Source organism: Streptomyces sp. NPDC028305, assembly GCF_055569495.1.
Genome location: NZ_JBVHTN010000014.1, coordinates 175,722 through 193,760, shown reverse-complemented (window position 1 = coordinate 193,760; position 18,039 = coordinate 175,722). Strand labels below are relative to the sequence as shown.

Annotated in this window: 16 protein-coding genes; 7 read left to right on the top strand and 9 right to left on the bottom strand. The window is 72.9% G+C overall.

Annotation, left to right across the window (positions count from 1 at the left end; translation table 11 throughout):
- Positions 1–3 precede the first annotated feature (3 nt).
- From ACZ4WQ_RS45120 to ACZ4WQ_RS45095, 6 genes are all read left to right on the top strand, one after another.
- Positions 4–957: an ABC transporter permease gene (locus tag ACZ4WQ_RS45120; RefSeq protein WP_385349866.1), complete on the top strand. Its 954-nt coding sequence runs from the start codon at positions 4–6 to the stop codon at positions 955–957.
- On the top strand, positions 954–1,865 hold the full coding sequence (locus tag ACZ4WQ_RS45115) for an ABC transporter permease (RefSeq protein WP_385349817.1): 912 nt from the start codon (positions 954–956) through the stop codon (positions 1,863–1,865). The genes ACZ4WQ_RS45120 and ACZ4WQ_RS45115 overlap by 4 nt, the downstream gene beginning before the upstream one ends.
- A complete protein-coding gene (locus ACZ4WQ_RS45110; RefSeq protein WP_385349814.1) occupies positions 1,862–2,881 on the top strand; it encodes an ABC transporter ATP-binding protein in 1,020 nt (339 codons plus the stop codon). The genes ACZ4WQ_RS45115 and ACZ4WQ_RS45110 overlap by 4 nt, the downstream gene beginning before the upstream one ends.
- Positions 2,878–3,897 (top strand): ABC transporter ATP-binding protein, encoded by a 1,020-nt coding sequence (locus tag ACZ4WQ_RS45105; protein ID WP_468022892.1) that lies wholly within the window; start codon positions 2,878–2,880, stop codon positions 3,895–3,897. The genes ACZ4WQ_RS45110 and ACZ4WQ_RS45105 overlap by 4 nt, the downstream gene beginning before the upstream one ends.
- 91 nt (positions 3,898–3,988) lie before the next feature.
- Positions 3,989–5,797, top strand: a complete 1,809-nt coding sequence (locus ACZ4WQ_RS45100) for a gamma-glutamyltransferase family protein (protein ID WP_468022891.1) — start codon at positions 3,989–3,991, stop codon at positions 5,795–5,797.
- 77 nt (positions 5,798–5,874) lie between these two features.
- Positions 5,875–6,225, top strand: a complete 351-nt coding sequence (locus ACZ4WQ_RS45095) for an MmcQ/YjbR family DNA-binding protein (protein WP_385349805.1) — start codon at positions 5,875–5,877, stop codon at positions 6,223–6,225.
- Between the two features lie 83 nt (positions 6,226–6,308).
- On the opposite strand, the gene ACZ4WQ_RS45090 is transcribed toward ACZ4WQ_RS45095, so the two are convergent.
- The 5 genes from ACZ4WQ_RS45090 to ACZ4WQ_RS45070 all read right to left on the bottom strand — a co-directional run bounded on the left by ACZ4WQ_RS45090 (position 6,309) and on the right by ACZ4WQ_RS45070 (position 11,151).
- On the bottom strand, positions 6,309–7,283 hold the full coding sequence (locus ACZ4WQ_RS45090) for a threonine/serine dehydratase (protein WP_358845632.1): 975 nt from the start codon (positions 7,281–7,283) through the stop codon (positions 6,309–6,311).
- Positions 7,284–7,386: 103 nt separating this feature from the next.
- Positions 7,387–8,061 (bottom strand): alpha-ketoglutarate-dependent dioxygenase AlkB family protein, encoded by a 675-nt coding sequence (locus ACZ4WQ_RS45085; RefSeq protein WP_385349802.1) that lies wholly within the window; start codon positions 8,059–8,061, stop codon positions 7,387–7,389.
- Positions 8,058–8,552 carry a methylated-DNA--[protein]-cysteine S-methyltransferase gene (locus ACZ4WQ_RS45080; protein WP_385349797.1) on the bottom strand — a complete coding sequence of 165 codons (495 nt, stop codon included), beginning with the start codon at positions 8,550–8,552 and terminating at the stop codon, positions 8,058–8,060. The genes ACZ4WQ_RS45085 and ACZ4WQ_RS45080 overlap by 4 nt, the downstream gene beginning before the upstream one ends.
- Positions 8,549–10,096 carry an AlkA N-terminal domain-containing protein gene (locus ACZ4WQ_RS45075; protein WP_385349794.1) on the bottom strand — a complete coding sequence of 516 codons (1,548 nt, stop codon included), beginning with the start codon at positions 10,094–10,096 and terminating at the stop codon, positions 8,549–8,551. Before ACZ4WQ_RS45075 ends, ACZ4WQ_RS45080 begins: the two co-directional genes overlap by 4 nt.
- A gap of 86 nt (positions 10,097–10,182) precedes the next feature.
- Entirely contained in the window at positions 10,183–11,151 is a 969-nt protein-coding gene (locus ACZ4WQ_RS45070) for a TauD/TfdA family dioxygenase (protein WP_385349791.1), read from the bottom strand.
- A 315-nt stretch (positions 11,152–11,466) separates the two neighbouring features.
- Here ACZ4WQ_RS45070 and ACZ4WQ_RS45065 point away from each other — a divergent pair, with 315 nt between their 5' ends.
- Positions 11,467–12,795 (top strand): enolase C-terminal domain-like protein, encoded by a 1,329-nt coding sequence (locus ACZ4WQ_RS45065; protein ID WP_311728104.1) that lies wholly within the window; start codon positions 11,467–11,469, stop codon positions 12,793–12,795.
- A gap of 200 nt (positions 12,796–12,995) precedes the next feature.
- On the opposite strand, the gene gnd is transcribed toward ACZ4WQ_RS45065, so the two are convergent.
- The 4 genes from gnd to zwf are packed head-to-tail and all read right to left on the bottom strand — an operon-like array spanning position 12,996 to position 18,039.
- Entirely contained in the window at positions 12,996–13,877 is an 882-nt protein-coding gene (gene gnd, locus ACZ4WQ_RS45060) for a phosphogluconate dehydrogenase (NAD(+)-dependent, decarboxylating) (RefSeq protein ID WP_468022890.1), read from the bottom strand.
- A gap of 1 nt (position 13,878) precedes the next feature.
- Positions 13,879–15,543, bottom strand: a complete 1,665-nt coding sequence (pgi, locus tag ACZ4WQ_RS45055) for a glucose-6-phosphate isomerase (RefSeq protein WP_311728102.1) — start codon at positions 15,541–15,543, stop codon at positions 13,879–13,881.
- Entirely contained in the window at positions 15,536–16,501 is a 966-nt protein-coding gene (opcA, locus tag ACZ4WQ_RS45050; protein ID WP_311728101.1) for a glucose-6-phosphate dehydrogenase assembly protein OpcA, read from the bottom strand. Before opcA ends, pgi begins: the two co-directional genes overlap by 8 nt.
- Positions 16,498–18,039 carry a glucose-6-phosphate dehydrogenase gene (zwf, locus tag ACZ4WQ_RS45045; protein ID WP_311728100.1) on the bottom strand — a complete coding sequence of 514 codons (1,542 nt, stop codon included), beginning with the start codon at positions 18,037–18,039 and terminating at the stop codon, positions 16,498–16,500. The genes opcA and zwf overlap by 4 nt, the downstream gene beginning before the upstream one ends.

Sequence of the window (18,039 nt, the reverse complement as noted above, 5' to 3'; positions counted from 1 at the left end):
CCGATGCCCCGCTATCTGCTGCGCCGGGTCGGCGAGTCGCTCATCACCCTCTTCCTGGTCAGCGTCGTGGTCTTCGCCGGTGTCCGGGCCCTGCCCGGCGACACGGCCACCGCCCTGGCCGGCGAGGAGGCCACCCCCGAGGCGATCGCCGGGATCCGCCGCGCCTACGGGCTCGACGACAACATCGTGATCCAGTACCTGCGCTATGTGCGCCACGCCGTCACCGGCGACCTGGGGACCTCCTCCCGCACCGGCCTCCCCGTGCTCGACTCCGTCCTCGACGCCCTGCCCGTCACCCTCGAACTCTCCGCGCTGGCCCTGCTGCTCGCCGTCCTCGTCGGCGTCAGCGCCGGGGTCGTGGCCGCGGTCAGGCGCGGCAGGCCCGAGGAGTGGCTGGTGAACGCCCTGGCGCTGCTGGGCCTTTCGATCCCCGCCTTCTGGCTCGGCATCGTGCTCATCCTCACCTTCGCCATCGCCGTCCCCGTGTTCTCCGCCTCCGGCTTCGTCCCCTTCGGCGTCGACCCGGTGGAGAACCTGCGGCACATGGTGCTTCCGGCGATCGTCCTCGGCTCCGGCCTCGCTGCGGTCGTCATGCGGCAGACCCGCGCCGCCATGCTCGGCTCGCTGTCCGCCGACTACATCCGCACCGCTCGCGCCAAGGGCCTCTCCCGCCGCCAGGTGATCGGCTCGCACGCGCTGCGCAACAGCCTGGTCACCGTCGTCACCGTCCTCGGTCTGCAACTCGGCCATCTCATCTCGGGCGCCGTGGTCACCGAGCAGATCTTCGTCCTGCCCGGCTTCGGCAAGCTCACCATCGACGCGGTGTTCTCGCGGGACTACGCGATGGTCCAAGGCGTGGTGCTGTTCACCTCCGCCGCCTACATCCTGGTCAACCTGCTGGTCGACCTGGCCTATTCGCTGATCGACCCCCGCATCCGGCTCGGAGGTGCCCGGTGACTGTCGTAGGCAACCCGGCCAACCCGGCCCCCACCGCCCCCGCCACCGGCGAACCCGCCCCCGCGGCCGACGCGCCGCCCTCCCCGGTCCGGCTGCTGCTCCGCAACCCGCTCGCCCTCACCGGCGCCGTCGCCGCCGCGCTCCTGGTCCTGATCGCCCTGTTCGCGCCGCTGATCGCGCCCTACGACCCCACCCGGCCCGACTTCACCGCCGCCCTCCACCCGCCGAGCTGGGCACACTGGCTCGGCACCGACGACCTCGGCCGCGACCAGCTCTCCCGGGTCCTCCACGGGGTGCGGGCCTCGCTCCAGATCGGACTGCTCGCGGTGGCGCTGGCCTTCGCCGTCGGTGTGCCGCTCGGCCTGGCCGCGGGCTACTACGGGCCCCTCGCCGACTCCGTGGTCTCCCGGCTCACCGACACCCTGCTCGCCTTCCCCTTCCTGGTGCTGGCGGTCGGCCTCGCCACCATCCTCGGCCCCTCGCTGCTCAACGCCACCATCGCCATCGGCGTGTCCCAGATCCCCGCCGTCATCCGCATCACCCGGGCGGAGACGCTGCGCCTCAAACACCTCGACTACGTCGCCGCAGCCGTGGCCAACGGCGGCGGCGACCGGACCGTGCTCTTCCGGCACATCCTGCCCAACTCCCTGTCGGCGCTCACCGTCCAGGCCACCGTCGGCATCCCGGGCGCCATCATCGGCGAGGCGCTGCTCAGCTTTCTCGGCCTCGGCGTCCAGCCCCCGTCCCCCTCGCTCGGGGTGATGCTCTCCAGCGCACAGGCGTATATCGCCGCCGCCCCCTGGATGGCCGTCTTCCCGGGCGTGGCGATCGTGGCCGCGACCCTCGCGTTCAATCTGCTCGGCGACGGGCTGCGCGACATCCTCGACCCCCGTGGAGACAGCCGATGACCACGCCCCCCGCGCTCAGCGTCCGGGACCTGTCCGTCGTCTTCCGCAGCCCCGGCCGCTCGGTGCACGCGGTCGACGGCCTGTCGTACGACGTGGCCGCCGGCGAAGTCCTGGCCGTCGTCGGCGAGTCAGGCTGCGGCAAGTCCGTGACCTCCACCGCCGTCATGGGCCTGCTGCCGCCCACCGCCGAGGTCACCGGCTCGGTACGGCTCGGCGGCCGGGAGCTCGTCGGCGCCCCCGACAAGGAACTGAGGGACGTCCGCGGCAAGGAGATCGCGATGATCTTCCAGGAGCCGATGACCTCGCTGAACCCCGTCCTCACCATCGGCCGCCAGGTCCGCGAGGTCCTCGGCCGCCACCGGGGGATGAGCCGGCGCGAGGCCCGCGACCACGCCGTCGAACTGCTCGACCTCGTCGGCATCCCCGCGCCCGGCCGACGCGCCGGCGACTACCCCCACCAGCTCAGCGGCGGCATGCGCCAGCGGGTGATGATCGCCATCGCCATCGCCTGCGACCCCGCCGTCCTCATCGCCGACGAACCCACCACCGCCCTGGACGTCACCGTCCAGGCGGGCATCCTGGAGGTGCTGCGCTCCCTGCGGGAGCGGCTCGGCACCGCGATCGTCCTGATCACCCACGACCTCGGCGTCGTCGCCGACATCGCCGACCGGGTGCTGGTGATGTACGCGGGACGCGCCGTCGAACAGGCCCTCGTGGACGACCTGTTCGCCGATCCGCGCCACCCCTACACCCGCGGTCTCCTGGGCGCCGTGCCCGTACGCGACCGCACCGCGGCCCGCCAGGGCAGACCACGGCTCCAGGAGATCCCCGGCCTCGTCCCCAGCCTGACCGAGCAGCCCGACCGGTGCACCTTCCAGCCCCGCTGCGCCGCCGCCGACCAGCAGTGCGCCACCGCCCGTCCGGACCTGCGGCCGCTGCGCGAGGCGCACCACGCCGCCTGCTGGCACCCCGTACGGACGCCCCTGCCCCACCGGTCCGAGGAGGCCGCCCAGTGAACGCCGCACCCCCGGCCGAGCCCGCCCACCCCGTCCTTGACATCACCGGCCTCAAACGCCACTTCGGCGGGGGCGCGGGCACCGTCAAGGCCGTCGACGGCGTCAGCCTCACCATCGGCCGGGGCGAGATCCTCGGCCTGGTCGGTGAGTCGGGCAGCGGCAAGTCCACCGTGGGGCGCTGCGCCGTACGGCTCGACCGCCCCACCGACGGCACCGTACGCATCAACGGCCGCGACATCACCCGCCTGTCCCGGCGCGCGCTGCGCCCGCTGCGCAAGGACTTCCACCTCGTCTTCCAGGACCCGTCCTCCTCGCTCGACCCCCGGATGACCGTGGGCGCCATCGTCGCCGAACCGCTGCGGCTGCACCGCATCGCCGCCGGCGACGCCCTGCGCGAGCGGGTCGCCGCGCTGCTCGAACAGGTGGGGCTGCGCCCCGAACACGCCCGGCGGCGCCCGCACGAGCTGTCCGGCGGCCAGCGGCAGCGCGTCTCCATCGCCCGCGCCCTGTCCGTCGACCCCCGGCTGCTGGTCGCCGACGAGCCGACCTCGGCGCTGGACGTCTCCGTCCAGGCGTCCGTCCTCAATCTGCTGGCGGACCTCCAGCGGGACCGGCACTTCGGCTGTCTGTTCATCACCCACGACCTGGCCGCCGTCGAGTACCTCGCCGACCGGATCGCGGTCATGTACCTGGGGCAGCTGGTGGAACAGGCCCCGGCCGCCGAGCTGTTCGCCGACCCCAAGCACCCCTACACCCAGGCGCTGCTGTCCGCCGCGCCCGTGCCCGACCCGCCCCGGCAGCGGACCCGCGCCCGGATCCTGCTCAGCGGGGAGCTGCCCAGCCCGCTCGACCCGCCCGCGGGCTGCCGCTTCCACACCCGCTGCCCGCTCGCCACCGACCGCTGCCGCACCGAGCCCCCCGCCCTGCGCGAGCTGCCCGGCGGCGGACGGCAGGTCTCCTGCCATCTGGTGGCCGACGACGGCACCGCGCCGGACGCCTCGGCCCCGCCCCGCTGACCAGGGCCCGCCGACGCCACGGGAACGCAAGCCCGCCTCGCCCGCCCCGCGTGGAACGATCGAGCCGTACCGAGACCAGGAGAGCCGCTTCATGTTCACCACCCGCCCCACCCTCCAGGGCACCCACGGCATGGTGTCCTCCACCCACTGGCTGGCCTCCCAGTCCGCCATGGCCGTCCTGGAGGACGGGGGCAACGCCTTCGACGCGGCCGTGGCCGCCGGGTTCGTCCTCCATGTCGTCGAACCGCACCTGAACGGCCCGGCCGGGGAGGTGCCGATCATCCTCGCCCCGGCGGGCTCCGCCCCGACCGTGCTGTGCGGGCAGGGCCCGGCCCCCGCCGGGGCCACCATCGACCACTACACCTCGCTCGGCCTCGACCTGGTCCCCGGCACCGGCCCGCTCGCCGCCGCCGTGCCCGGCGCGTTCGACGCCTGGATGCTGCTGCTGCGCGACCACGGCACCAAACAACTCGCCGACGTCCTGAAGTACGCCATCGGCTACGCCGAGCACGGCCACCCCGCCGTCGAGCGCGTCGGCGAGACCGTCGAGACCGTACGGGAGCTCTTCGAGACCGAGTGGACCACCTCGGCCGCGCTCTACCTGCCAGGCGGCAGGGCCCCCGCCCCCGGGCGGCTGCTGAAGAACCCCGCCCTCGCCGCGACCTGGCGGCGGCTGCTCACCGAGGCCGAGGCGGCGGGCCCCGGCCGCGAGACCCGGATCGACGCCGCCCGCGGGATCTGGCGCGAGGGCTTCATCGCCGAGGCGCTCGCCGAGGCCGCCGCCCGGCCCACCATGGACTCGTCCGGGGAACGCCACGCCGGCACCCTCACCCGCGACGACCTCGCCGCCTTCGCCGCCACCTACGAGGCCCCCGTCTCCTACGACTGGAACGGCTGGACGGTGTGCAAGGCCGGACCCTGGAGCCAGGGCCCGGTGTTCCTCCAGCAACTCGCCCTGCTGCCGCCCGGACTGACCGCCGACGACTACGGAACCCCCGACTATCTGCACACCCTCATCGAGGGCGGCAAGCTGGCCATGGCCGACCGCGAGGCCTGGTACGGCGACTCCGCCGACGTCCCCCTCGACGACCTGCTCTCCGCCCCGTACAACGACGAGCGGCGGGCGCTCATCGGCGAGCGCGCCAGCCACGAGCTCCGGCCCGGGCGGCCCGGCGGCCGCGAGCCGCGCCTCAGCCAACAGGCCCTGGCCGCGATCGCGCGGTCGGCGTCGCACACCCCCGGGCCCGCCACCGCCCCCGGCGCCGGGGAGCCCACCGTCGGCCCCGACGGCACCACCCGCGGCGACACCTGCCACCTCGACGTGGTCGACCGCTGGGGCAACATGGTCGCCGCCACCCCCAGCGGCGGCTGGCTCCAGTCCAACCCCGTGATTCCCACGCTCGGATTTCCGCTCGGCACCCGGCTCCAGATGACCTGGCTGGACCGCGGCCTGCCGGGCTCCCTCACCCCCGGCCGCCGCCCCCGCACCACCCTCACCCCCTCCCTCGCGCTGCGCGGCTCCACCCCCGTCATGGCCTTCGGCACCCCCGGCGGCGACCAGCAGGACCAGTGGAGCACCCACTTCTTCCTCGCCGTCGCCCTGCGCGCCCCGGTGCGCTCGGGACTCGACCTCCAGGGCGCCATCGACGCGCCCAACTGGCATCAGGAGAGCTTCCCCGGCTCGTTCCACCCCCGGTCGATGGCGGCGGGGAAGGTCGTGGTCGAGTCCAGGATCGGCGAGCCCGCCATCGCCGAACTCCGCCGCCGCGGCCATGACGTCACGGTCGGCGGCGCCTGGACCGAGGGCCGGCTGTGCGCGGTCGCCCGCGACCCCGACACCGGCGTCCTCCTGGCGGCCGCCAACCCCCGTGGCGCCCAGGGGTACGCGGTGGGCCGCTGACACCGCGGCCGGGCCCGCTCTCCGGTGGCGAGCGGCCTGGCCGGGCGGGTGTCGGTGCCGTGCCTTACGGTCGTCCCATGACCACGTCCGACGATGTCCGTGAAATCGCGCTGTCGCTCCCCGAGACGACGGAGAAGATCGCCTGGTCCATGCCCACCTTCCGGGTCGCCGGAAAGATGTTCGCCACGCTCCCCGAGGACGAGACGTCGATGGCCGTCAGATGTCCCAAGGAGGAGCGGAACGAACTGGTCCTCGCCGAGCCGGAGAAGTTCTGGATCGCCGACCACGAGGCGAGCTTCGCCTGGGTGCGGGTGCGGCTCGCCGCGCTGGACGACAGGGACGAGCTGCGCGACATCCTCGTGGACTCCTGGCAGCAGGCCGCGCCGCCCCGGCTCCTGGAGGCACGGGCCGGGAAGACGGGGCGGTAAGCCCACAGCAACAGGATGGCGGCGCCGGCCACCCCGCTGCCGTACCGGACGTTCCGGCCGAACTCAGGGCCGGGCGGGCGGATTCAGCGCAGGCCGAAGCGGTCCGCCCAGGACATCACGTCCCACGGGCTCGCATTGCCGCCGCAGACCACCAGCCCCAGCCGGGCCCCGTCGCCCACCCGCTCCAGCACCCGCCGCGCGGCCGGCAGAAGGCAGCCGGCCGCGGGCTCGGCCCAGACCTTCGCATGCTCGGCGAGGTCGAGGGTGCCCCGCACCGCCTCCGCGTCCGACACCACCAGCACCTCGGTGACCAGGGCGGACACATGCTCGTAGGTGAGTTCGCAGACGGAGGGCGCGCTGAGGGTGGAGACGACCGAGGACAGCGCGACCGGCACCGGGCCGCCCGCGGCCAGCGCCTCGGACATGGCCTGGGCCCCTTCGGTCTCCACACCCCAGATCCGCACCCCGGGCCGCCGAGCGCGCAGCGCCGCGGCGACCCCGGCGATCAGCCCGCCACCGCCGATGCTGACCAGCACATCGGTCAACTCGTCGGCGTCCTCGGCCAGTTCCAGGCCGACGGTGCCCTGCGCGGCCACCACCACGGGGTCGTCATAGGGGTGCACCAGGGTCAGCCCCTCGGCCTCCAGCCGTGACATCAGGGCGAACGCGCCCTCCATGTCCTCCGTCAGCCGCACCGTGGCCCCCGCCGCCTCCGCGATCCGGGCGGCGCGCGCGGGCGCCGCCCGCGGCATCACGACGGTCGCCTTCACATCCAGGGCGCCGGACATCACCGCGAGCGCGATCCCGTGGTTGCCGCCGCTCACCGCCACCACGCCCGCCGCGCGCTCGGCCTCGCTCAGCGACAGGAGCTTCGCCGTCGCCCCGCGCGCCTTGAAGGAGCCGGTGCGCTGGAGCAACTCCAGCTTGGTGGTGACCGGCGCGCCCAGCAGATCGGTCAGTCCCGGGCTCGCCACGGTCGGGGTGCGCACGACACGTCCGGCGATCCGCTCGGCGGCCGCCTCAATCGCCTGGATGTCTGTGATGTTGGCGATGTCCATCACGGCCCACCTTCCTGTGAGAGTGCCAGGGGACGCGGCGGCCGGCGACGGGGAGTCGCCGTATCGCCCGTGATCGACACCCTAACCACCCCGCCCGGGAGGGTCAGGAGGCGTCATGGAGCCCGGTCACCCGCATCGTGATGTTCAACCGCCCCGAGCGCAGCCCGGTGGCGGGGTCGCCGGTGCCCTCATGGACCCGGGGCACGCCGTGGTACAGGTACCGCGAAGGGCCGCCGAAGACGAACAGATCCCCGGAGGCCAGCTCGATATCGGTGTACGGCCGGGTGCGGGTCGCGGTGTTGCCGACCCGGAAGACACAGGTGTCCCCGATGCTCAGCGAGACGACCGGCGCGGCGGACTTCTCGTCCTTGTCCTGGTGCATACCGAGTTTGGCCGCGCCGTCGTAGAAGTTGATCAGCGCCGTGTCGGGTGTGTAGTCGGCCGCGGCCCACTCGGCCGACTCGTTCCCGTATGCCTCGGCCAGCGCGCGGCGGCCCAGCTCCACCATCCAGCGGGGGAACTCCGCGACCCGGGCGCCGTTCACATCGTCGGCCGTACGGCTGTACCGGTACGGCAGCCAGTGCCAGCCGACGCACACGGTCCGGATGGACATGACGCCCCCGTTCGGCAGCCTGGTGTACCGGATCGGGACGGGCCCGACGGCCCAGGCCCGGCAGGCCGCCACGAGGTCGCGCTGCTGCTGTGGCGTGAGCCAGCCGGGCACATGCACCGCGCCCGGCGCGACCTCCAGGCGCGGCCGTGGGATCAGCGCGCTCATACGCCCTCGTGGGCCAGCAGCTGCCGCTTGCGCTCCAGGCCGCCCGCGTAGCCGGTCAGCGTGCCGTTCGCGCCGATCACCCGGTGGCAGGGGCGCACCACCAGCAGCGGGTTCCCGCCGAGCGCCGTGCCCAGGGCGCGCACCGCCCCGCGCGGGGCCCCGATCCGCTCGGCGAGCCCGCCGTAGGTGGTCGTGGTGCCGTACGGGATGGTGTCCAGGGCCTGCCACACCCGCTGCTGGAACGCGCTGCCGCGGGTCACATACTCGAGGTCGAACCGCGTCAGCTCGCCGGCGAAGTACGCGCGCAGCTGGGAGACGATCTCGGTGAACGCCTCCGGCGACCGCCGCCAGCCGTCCTGCACGACCGCCCCGCCCTTCTGCCCGGGCAGCGACAGGGAGGCGAGGGCGGTGCCGCCCTCGGCGGTCTTCGACTCCTCACCCACCAGCAGCAGTTCGCCCAGCGGGCTGTCGACCGTCGTGTAGACCGTCATCGGTCTTTCCTTTCGTGGTGAGCCTGATAATCCTCGTGTTGCTCACGCCGTTCGCGCGTGTGCTCGTCAGAAGTGTCGCGGTCCGCGGCGGCGAGCCAGAAGTGGTGCATGGCATAGCTGCGCCAGGGCCGCCAGGCTTCTGCGTCGACTGCCTCGGCGCCGGTGTGCCGCATCCCCGCCCGTACCGCCTCATCCGAGGGCAGCAGCACATCCGGGTCGCCCAGCGCCCGCATCCGGATGTAGCCGGCCGTCCGAGGGCCGATGCCGTCCAGGTCCAGCAGCGCCTTCTCCGCCTCGTCGCGGTCGGCGCCGGCGTCGAGCCGGACGGTGCCGTCGGCGAGCGCCGTACCGAGCGCGCGCAGGGTGTCACGGCGCGCGTCGGGCATGTGGAGCTCGCTGAGGCCCGCTTCGGCCAGCCGGTCCGCGCGGGGGAAGAGATGGGTCAGCCCGCCGCTCGGCGTCTCCAGCGGCTCGCCGTACGCCGCCAGCAGCGCCTCGCCGAGCCCGCGCCCCTTCGCCGGTGAGACATGCCGGCCCAGCACCGTGCGGACCGCCAGCTCGTGCGGATCGACCGCGCCGGGCGCGCGCAGCCCCGGCCGCCGGGCCACCAGCGGCGCGAGCGCGGGGTCCGCGCCCAGCCGCTCGCCGACCGCGTACGGGTCGGCGTCCAGGTCGAACAGGCGGCGCATCCGCTGGGTGGCGGTGGTCAGATCGCGCAGATCGGCCAGGTGCAGCCGGCACTCCAGCCAGCCGCCGGTGCCGGGCGCCTCGCCGACCTCCGCGATGCCGGCCCCGCCCGGCAGGCGCAGGGCGCGCCGGTAGGTGCGGGAGCCGCGCGCGCCGACGATCTCCTCGACGCCCGCGAGGGTCTGGTCGCCCAGGTGGTCGAAGACCTCGGCGGAGGCGTACGGACCGCGGAAGGCGAGCCGCACCGGGATCCCGGCCGCTCCGTCCCCGGCGCCGACCGGGCCGAAGCGCGCGGCGGGCCCGGGGCGGGCGGCGCGCAGCTCGCTGGGGGTGGCGGCGTAGATCTCGCGGATGGTGTCGTTGAACTGCCGCACGCTGGCGAACCCGGCCGCGAACGCGATCTCGGCGGCCTGCATGCCGGTCGTCTGGAGCAGGATGCGCGCGGTGTGTCCGCGCTGGGCCCGGGCGAGGGCGAGGGGGCCCGCCCCCAGCTCGGCGTTCAGCTGGCGCTGCACCTGCCGGGCGCTGTAGCCCAGCCGCCCGGCGAGCCCGGCCACCCCCTCGCGGTCGACGACGCCGTCACCGATCAGCCGCATCGCCCGGCCGACCACATCGGCCCGGGCGTTCCACTCCGCGGAGCCGGGCACCGCGTCCGGGCGGCAGCGGCGGCAGGCCCGGAAACCGGCGCCCTGGGCCGCGGCGGCGGTCGGGAAGAAGCGGACGTTCTTGCGCTTGGGCGTGATCGCGGGGCAGCTCGGCCGACAGTAGATCCCGGTCGTGGCGACGGCGAAGAAGAACTCGCCGTCAAAGCGGGCGTCGCGGCTGCACACCGCCTCGTACTTGCCGTCGTCGGTCATCACCCCTCCACTCTGCGGCAGGGCGGGGTGGAGTGCTGGCGGAAATCGGACACGGCGTTTCCGCGCGGGACGACGGGGGTGACCGCTCAGCCGTGGGCGTAGCAGCGCCGCAGCCAGCGGGCCCGGCCCTCGGCGAGCGGCTGGAACGGCACCCGGCGGTGCATCACGCGACGGTTGTCGAAGATATGGAACCCGCCCTCCTCGACCAGCACCGGAGTCCCCGGCAGGGCGGCCGCGTGGCGCTCGAACTCCGCCAGTGCGTCACACGCCTCGGGGGTGCGGCCGGTGAGCCTGCCGGGCCCGTAGCGCAGCGCGGCGTTGCCGTCCGGGAGCGTCCAGAGCATGGGCACGCCGGTCCGGCTCAGCGGCCTGCCGTCGCCGTCGGCGGTGTACGACTCGGGCGCGGTCACCGTGAAGTCGGGGCGCCGCAGCGCCTCGGCGATCCGGTCCGGCAGCGCCTTGAGGACGGTGTCGACGAGCAGCAGGTCGGTGGGCACCCGCTCGTCGTTGCGCATGCCGTAGAAGGACAGGTAGTGGGGGATGGCCTCGGCGGGGGCCGCGTCCGGCCGGTGGTCGAGCACCGAGTCGTCGGTGTGCCAGTCGAGCGGCTGGGCGTACCCCCAGGAGGTGAGGGAGCTCGCGGACGCGGCGCGGGGTGCCACATTCCTGATCAGCCGGCCGTCGTTCTCCCACGGGTAGGCGATCGGCGTGAGCCCGAGCAGCTGGAGCATGCCGAAGTGCACGAGGTTGGGCGTCCTCAGGAGCGACTCGTCGCAGAACCCGTCCCTGGGGGTGGGCACGGCTTCCTGGGGGCCGGGCAGATTGACCACGGTGAGCCACGCGGTGGGGGAGTGCCGCCACTCGGCGAGCGCGTCGAGGACCTGGGCGGGCAGGTGGTTGCGCAGATGCTTGGCGCCGTACTCCAGATACAGGCCGACGCCGGTGTCGGGCACGGCGTCGCCGAGTTCGCCGACCGCGCCCAGGGCGGCCTTCGCGGCGGCCTGGGACGAGTCGGGGATGTGCAAGGTGTGCGTACGGCTGCGGCTCGTGGTCATGATCGTGACCCTATGAACACCTCGCTCGCATGTTCGTCTTCTGTGGAAGATTTGAGCGGATTCTGAGGATGCCGCCCCGGTGGCCCCGGAGTGCGACGGGCGCGTACCGGCGTGTTGGGAGGGGCTACGTACGGCGCCCCCTGATCGTCTCGACTCGCCGGGGCCACGCCCCGTAAGAAAGCGCCGCTGATCGCGATCCGTGACCGTGGCCCCATTGACCCATCGCGTTCACCAGCCTAGCCTCCATCTTCATATGTAGATGCAGTGTGCATGCGTGGAGCTATCTCGGAGGCAGGGAACCCGTCCATGACGTCCATGAGTCAGCCAACCGTCACCGCCTTCTCCGTCTACCCGGTCGCCGGCCGGGACTGCATGGAGCTCAACCTCTCCGGGGCGCACGGCCCCTACTTCACCCGCAACGTGGTCGTCCTCGAGGACTCCGAGGGACGCACGGGCCTGGGCGAGGTGCCGGGCGGCGAGAAGATCACCCAGACACTGCGGGACGCCGCCTCCCTCGTCGTCGGCGCGCGCGTGGGCGACTACAAGCGCGTGCTGCGCGAGATCGGGGACCGGTTCGCCGACCGGGACTCCGGAGGGCGGGGACTGCAGACCTTCGATCTGCGCACCACCGTCCACGCCGTCACGGCCGTCGAGTCGGCGATGCTCGACCTGCTGGGACAGCACCTCGACGTCCCCGTCGCGGCACTCCTGGGCGACGGCCAGCAGCGCGACTCCGTCCGCGTCCTCGGTTATCTCTTCTACGTCGGCGACCCCGACCGCACCGACCTGGACTATGTGCGCGAACCCGGCTCCGGCGTGGACTGGTACCGCATCCGGCACGAGGAGGCGCTGACGCCCGAGGCGATCGTCCGTCAGGCCGAGGCCACCTACGACCTGTACGGCTTCCGCGACTTCAAGCTCAAGGGCGGGGTCCTGGAGGGCCATGAGGAGGTCAAGGCCATCCGGGCGCTCAAGGAGCGCTTCCCCGAGGCCCGGATCACCCTCGACCCCAACGGCGCCTGGTCACTGCGCGAGGCCATCGAGCTGTGCCGGCCCCTGCTGGGCACCCTCGCCTACGCCGAGGACCCGTGCGGAGCCGAAGGGGGCTACTCGGGCCGCGAGATCCTGGCGGAGTTCCGGCGCGCCACCGGCCTCCCCACGGCGACCAACATGATCGCCACCGACTGGCGGCAGATGACCCACGCGCTGGCCCTCCAGTCGGTGACCATCCCGCTGGCCGACCCCCACTTCTGGACCATGCAGGGCTCGGTCCGGGTCGCCCAGCTGTGCCATGAGATGGGGCTGACCTGGGGATGCCACTCGAACAACCACTTCGACATCTCCCTGGCCATGGTCGCCCACTGCGGCGCCGCCGCCCCGGGCGAGTACAACGCCCTGGACACGCACTGGATCTGGCAGGAGGGTCTGGAGCGGCTCACCGTCGACCCGCCCCGGATCGTCGACGGCGAGATCGCCATCCCCGACCTCCCCGGCCTGGGCGTCCGGCTCGACATGGACCGCCTCCTCGCCGCCCACGAGCTCTACCAGGAGAAGGCGCTCGGGGCGCGTGACGACGCCCTCGCCATGCGATACCTGGTCCCGGACTGGACGTTCGACAACAAGCGCCCCTGCCTGGTGCGCTAGGCCCGGTCCGGCGGAGCTTTCCCCCCCGCCCCTTCCCGCAGTGTCGATGTGCGGCAGGGGCGGGGAGGGGGCTGCGTCGATTTGCTGCTCCGCAGCGTGGCCGCCGCAGGCGTCAAGATCCGCCGGACAGGGCCCAGCCGCGCCACGCACGCCGCCCGGGGCCCTCGGCGTGCCGAAGGCCCCGGGCGGGCGGAGCGGGATCAGCCCTCGCGGGGCTCGACCGCGTGGCCGCCGAACTGGTTGCGCAGTGCGGCGATCATCTTCATCTGCGGGGAGTCGTCCTGGCGGGACGCGAACCGGGCGAAGAGCGAGGCCGTGATGGCGGGCAGCGGTACGGCGTTGTCGATCGCGGCCTCGACGGTCCAGCGGCCCTCGCCGGAGTCCTCCGCGTAGCCCCGCAGCTTCTCCAGGTGCTCGTCGTCGTCCAGGGCACCCACCGCGAGGTCCAGCAGCCAGGAGCGGATGACGGTGCCCTCCCGCCAGGAGCGGAAGACCTCACGGACGTCGGTGACCGAGTCCACGGCCTCCAGCAGCTCCCAGCCCTCGGCGTAGGCCTGCATCATCGCGTACTCGATGCCGTTGTGGACCATCTTCGCGAAGTGGCCGGCACCGACCTTCCCGGCGTGGACGTAGCCGAAGTCGCCCTCGGGCTTGAGCGCGTCGAAGACGGGCTTGACGACGGCGATGTGCTCGGGATCGCCGCCCACCATCAGGGCGTAACCGTTCTCCAGGCCCCAGACGCCGCCGGAGACGCCCGCGTCGACGAAGCCTATGCCGCGCGTGGCCAGCTCCTCCGCGTGCTTCTCGTCGTCGGTCCAGCGGGAGTTGCCGCCGTCGACCACGATGTCGCCCGGGGACAGAAGGCCGGCGAGCTCGTCGATGACGGCCTGGGTGGGACCGCCGGCGGGGACCATCACCCACACCACGCGCGGGCCTTCGAGCGCGCCGACGAGCTCGGCGAGGCCGGAGACATCGGAGAGGCCGGGGTCGCGGTCGTAGCCGATGACGGTGTGGCCCGCGCGGCGGATGCGCTCGCGCATGTTGCCGCCCATCTTGCCCAGGCCGATGAGTCCAAGCTCCATGTCAGCTGTTCCTTTGCTGTGCTCGCAGCGAGCGGTAGGCGGCGACCAGGGCGGCGGTGGAGGCGTCCAGGCCGGGCACGGCGGCGCCCTCGGTGAGCGCGGGCTCGACCCGCTTGGCCAGGACCTTGCCGAGCTCGACGCCCCACTGGTCGAAGGAGTCGATGTTCCAGATCGCGCCCTGTACGAACACCTTGTGCTCGTACAGCGCGATCAGCTGGCCGAGCACCGAGGGAGTGAGCTCGGCGGCCAGGATCGTGGTGGTGGGCTTGTTGCCGTGGAAGGTGCGGTGCGCCACCTGCTCCTCGGCGATGCCCTCGGCGCGCACCTCCTCCCCGGTCTTGCCGAAGGCCAGCGCCTGGCCCTGGGCGAAGAGGTTGGCCATCAGCAGGTCGTGCTGGGCGGCCAGTTCGGGGCCGAGTTCCGCGACCGGACGGGCGAAGCCGATCAGATCGGCCGGGATCACCTTGGTGCCCTGGTGCAGCAGCTGGTAGTAGGCGTGCTGGCCGTTGGTGCCCGGGGTGCCCCACACGACCGGGCCGGTCTGCCAGCCGACCGGATTGCCCTCGCGGTCCACCGACTTGCCGTTGGACTCCATGTCCAGCTGTTGCAGATACGCGGTGAACTTCGACAGATAATGGCTGTACGGCAGTACCGCGTGCGACTGGGCGTCGAAGAACGCGCCGTACCACACCCCCAGCAGCCCCAGCAGCAGCGGCACGTTGGCCTCGGCGGGGGCGGTGCGGAAGTGCTCGTCGACCAGGTGGAAACCGTCGAGCAGCTCGCGGAACCGCTCCGGGCCGATCGCGATCATCAGCGACAGACCGATGGCGGAGTCGAAGGAGTAGCGGCCGCCGACCCAGTCCCAGAACTCGAACATGTTGGCGGGGTCGATGCCGAACTCCGCCACCTTCTCCGCGTTGGTGGACAGCGCGACGAAGTGCCTGGCCACCGCCTCCTCACCGGCGTCGGCGCCGAGCCCGGCCAGCAGCCAGCCGCGGGCGGAGGTGGCGTTGGTGATGGTCTCGATCGTGGTGAAGGTCTTCGACGCGACGATGAACAGCGTCTCGGCCGGATCCAGGCCCCGCACGGCCTCGTGCAGATCGGCGCCGTCCACATTGGACACGAAGCGGACGTCCAACTCCCGCGCGGAGTACGGGCGCAGCGCGTCGTACGCCATCGCGGGGCCCAGATCCGAGCCGCCGATGCCGATGTTGACGACAGTCCGGATGCGCTTGCCGGTGGCGCCGGTCCACTCGCCCGAGCGGACCCGCCGCGCGAAGGCGGCCATTTTGTCCAGCACCGCGTGCACGGCCGGGACCACGTTCTCGCCGTCGACCTCGATCACCGCGTCGCGCGGGGCGCGCAGCGCGGTGTGCAGCACCGCCCGCTTCTCGGTGACATTGATCTTCTCGCCGCGGAACATCGCGTCCCGCAGCTCCGCGACGCCGCGCGCCTTCGCCAGCTCCCGGAACAGCCGCAGCGTCTCGTCGGTCACCAGGTGCTTGGAGTAGTCGAGGTGCAGGTCCCCGACGCGCAGCACATAGCGGTCGGCGCGCTCGGCGTCGGCCGCGAACAGGTCGCGCAGATGGACCCCCGCGAACTCCTCGCGGTGCTTCGCCAGCGCGGCCCACTCGGGCAGCCGGTCGAGGCGGACGGGGTCAGACATCCTTCTGCTCCTTCTTCGCGGAGACCTTCTCGGCGACCGCAGGGGCCGTGACCCGGGCGCGGAGGGCGGCGGCGTACGCCTCGTCGGGGTCGAGCCGGCGCAGTTCCTCGGCGATCAGCTCGGCGGTGCTGCGCACCTTCAGCGCGAGGGTGCGGGTGGGCTGCCCCGGGATGGACAGCGTGGCCACCGGGCCCTCCGGCCGGTCGATGTGGATCTCTCCGGCGGCGGTGCGCAGCCGGACCGCGGTGACCACCGGGCCGTCCGTGACGACCTGCTCGACGGGCACCTTCAGCCGGTTCGCGAACCAGCGGGCCAGCAGCTCGGCGCTCGGATTGTCCGCCTCGCTCTCCACCACCGCCGAGGTGACCTCCGTGCGGGCCTGGTCCAGCGCGGCCGCGAGCATGGCCCGCCACGGGGTGAGCCGGGTCCAGGCCAGGTCGGTGTCGCCGGGGGCGTACGAGGCGGCGCGGGCGGCCAGTTGTTCCAGCGGCTGCTCGACGGCGTACGTGTCGGTGATCCGCCGCTGCGCGAGCGCGCCCAGCGGGTCCTGTGCGGGCCGGGCCGGGGCGTCGACCGGCCACCAGACCACGACCGGGGCGTCGGGCAGCAGCAGCGGCAGCACCACCGAGTCCGCGTAGTCCGCGAGTTCGCCGTGCAGCCGCAGGACGACGGTCTCGCCGCCTCCGGCGTCACCACCGACGCGCACCTCGGCGTCGAGGCGGGCGCCGCGGCGGTCGCGCGGCGAGCGGCCGGGCCGCTTGATGACCGCCAGGATGCGCGAGGGGTGCTCCCGGGAGGCGTCGGCGGCGGCCTTGAGCGCGTCGTAGTGGTTGCCCTCATCGGTGACGATCACCAGTGTGAGCACCATGCCGACGGCGGGGCTGCCCGCGGCCCGGCGGGCCTCCACCAGGGCCGCGTTGATCTTGCTGGATGTGGTGTTGGTCAGATCGATGTTCATGGCCGGCGCCAGTTCCGTCCGTCTCGTGCGAGCATGTCGTCCGCGGCCTTGGGGCCCCAGGTCCCGGCGGTGTACTGCTCGGGCCTGCCGTGGGTGTCCCAGTAGTCCTCCACGGGGTCGAGGATCTTCCAGGACTCCTCGACCTCCTCGGTGCGCGGGAACAGGTTGGCGTCGCCGAGCAGCACATCGAGGATCAGCCGCTCGTACGCCTCCGGGCTTTCTTCCGTGAACGACTCGCCGTAGGCGAAGTCCATCGTCACGTCCCGGATCTCCATGGAGGTGCCGGGCACCTTGGAGCCGAACCGGACGGTGATGCCCTCGTCCGGCTGCACCCGGATGACCAGGGCGTTCTGACCCAGCTCCTGGGTGTCGGTGGTGTCGAAGGGGGAGTGCGGGGCGCGCTGGAAGACCACCGCGATCTCGGTGACCCGCCGCCCGAGCCGCTTGCCGGTCCGCAGATAGAAGGGCACGCCGGCCCAGCGGCGGTTGTCGACCTCCAGCTTGATGGCCGCGTAGGTGTCGGTCCCGGACGTCGGGGCGATCCCCGCTTCCTCCAGATAGCCCGGCACCAGCTCGCCGCCCTGCCAGCCGGCCGCGTACTGCCCGCGCACCGTGTGCGCGCCGAGGTCGGCGGGGAGCTTGACGGCCCCCAGGACCTTCAGCTTCTCGGTCACCAGCGACTGGGCGTCGAACCCGGCGGGCTCCTCCATCGCGGTCAGCGCGAGGAGCTGGAGGAGGTGGTTCTGGATGACGTCCCGGGCCGCGCCGATGCCGTCGTAGTACCCGGCGCGCCCGCCGATGCCGATGTCCTCGGCCATGGTGATCTGCACATGGTCGACATACGACCGGTTCCAGATCGGCTCGAACATCTGGTTCGCGAAGCGCAGCGCCAGGATGTTCTGGACGGTCTCCTTGCCCAGGTAGTGGTCGATGCGGAACACCTGGTCGGGCGCGAACACCTCGTGGACGACCTGGTTCAGCTCCTCGGCGGAGGCCAGGTCGTGTCCGAAGGGCTTCTCGATGACCGCGCGCCGCCAGGAGCCGCCGGGCGCGTCGGACAGGCCGTGCTTCTTGAGCTGCCGTACGACGGTGGGGAAGAACTTGGGCGGCACGGAGAGGTAGAAGGCGAAGTTGCCGCTGGTGCCGCGCGCCGCGTCGAGCTCGTCGACGGTCTCGCGGAGCGTCCTGAACGCCTTGTCGTCGTCGAACTCACCGGGTACGAACCGCATGCCCTCGGCGAGCTGCCGCCAGACCTCCTCGCGGAACGGCGTCCTGGCGTGCTCCCTGACCGCGTCGTGCACGACCTGGGCGAAGTCCTCGTCCTCCCAGTCGCGGCGGGCGAAGCCCACGAGGGAGAAGCCCGGCGGCAGCAGGCCGCGGTTGGCCAGGTCGTAGACGGCCGGCATCAGCTTCTTGCGCGACAGGTCGCCGGTGACACCGAAGATGACCAGGCCGGACGGGCCCGCGATGCGCGGCAGACGGCGGTCCTCCGGGTCGAGCAGCGGGTTGGTCCACCGGCCGGGTGTGGCGGTCGACAT